The organism is Streptomyces murinus, from assembly GCF_002154555.1.
Classification (GTDB): domain Bacteria; phylum Actinomycetota; class Actinomycetes; order Streptomycetales; family Streptomycetaceae; genus Streptomyces; species Streptomyces murinus.
Genome location: NZ_MUNF01000961.1, coordinates 1 through 1,234, shown reverse-complemented (window position 1 = coordinate 1,234; position 1,234 = coordinate 1). Strand labels below are relative to the sequence as shown.

Below are 1,234 nucleotides of genomic sequence, written 5' to 3'. Positions count from 1 at the left end.
CCTGGGGCGGCCCGGGCGGCGACACGCCGTGGGCCCTGGTGACGGGGATGCGGATGGCCGCCGCCCGGGTCGCCCCAGGGCGAGGCGATGAGCGCGGCCCGCAGTTCCGTCGGCGTTCCTATGTGCCGCTCCAGGCTCCGCCAGGCGGTCTCCAGCGCCCCCAGCCGGTACGGCTCCGGGGCCCGCGCGGCATCGCCGTCCGGTGTGGCCAGCCGGGAGACCACGTTGGCGATCTCGAACCCGGCGGCCAGTGGCACCAGCAGCCGGGCACCGCCCGGCGGCAGCCAGCCGGCCAGTACCCGCAGCTGCCACAACACCGTGGCGGCCACCGCCCGCTGCGCCCCGGGCAGATCCACCGCGGTCCGCGCGGAGCGCGCGTACGGCGTCGACGCCAGGACCCGCAGGGCGTCGTCCAGGGTGGGGCCGCGCGCGATCTCCCGGGTCGCGGCGGGCCCAGGACACCGGCCGACGAGGGCCCTTGCCCGCACCGCGGCGGCGACCCAGCCCGCGCTCACGAGGCTCCCCGTGACCCGCCCGCCGGGCGCAGGGCGTCGGCCACCGCGAGGTCCACCAGGGGCGGCATGTGTTCCCCGGCCCGCTCGCGGATCGCCGAGGCGGCGCGCTCCCCGGCGGCGCGCAGCGCGTCCGCCTCCTGCCGGGCCTCCCGCAGAACGGGTTCGGCCGCCCCCGCGCGCACCGCGGGCGCCCGCTCCCGGGCGGCGGCCACGACCTGCTCGGCCTCCCGGGCGGCGTCCCGGCGCAGGGCCTCGGCGCTCTGCCGGGCGGCGGCCCGGATCCGCTCCGCCTCCCGCTGGGCGTCCGTCAGCCGGGCGAGCGCGGGCTCCAGTTCCGCCGCGCGCTCCGCCGTACGGTCGGCGGGCACACCCGCGGCGGACGCGCCCGGCGTACCCGTCGGACGGAACCGCTCCAGGAAGTCCCGCAGGCTCATGGGCGGCCTCCTGCCGGTCGGCTGTCCCTTCAGTCTCACCGCATCCGTCCCGCCCCGCACCGGATGGCGCTCGGGGGCCGTCCCACCAGGGCCGTTCGGCTCTTGGCACCGCAGGCGCGTGCGCGAGACTGGGACTGTAGGCAGCCGACGGACCGAGGAGGCCGCCGTGGACGCGCACGAGAACCTCTCCGCCCAGAGCGAGGCCCGCCGTCAGGCGCCCGACCGCCGCTGGAGCCCCGGTGAAACGGCCCGCCAGGATGTGCTGCTGCGCTACCTGGGCGCCGT

At 79.3% G+C, this 1,234-nt stretch carries 1 protein-coding gene and 1 pseudogene; both read right to left on the bottom strand.

The features are described 5' to 3' along the window. A pseudogene (locus CCN72_RS36925) lies at nucleotides 1-515 on the bottom strand (hypothetical protein); the annotation flags it as partial. After that, the gene (locus tag CCN72_RS36920; protein ID WP_244174678.1) at nucleotides 512-949 is read right to left on the bottom strand and encodes a hypothetical protein; all 438 of its coding nucleotides are present in this window, start codon (nucleotides 947-949) and stop codon (nucleotides 512-514) included. The pseudogene CCN72_RS36925 and the gene CCN72_RS36920, both read right to left, overlap by 4 nt. Nucleotides 950-1,234 lie beyond the last annotated feature (285 nt).

Bases quoted from the DNA above. Each gene is read 5' to 3' on its own strand.
- CCN72_RS36920 (WP_244174678.1), bottom strand. From the start codon at position 949: ATGAGCCTGCGGGACTTCCTGGAGCGGTTCCGTCCGACGGGTACGCCG.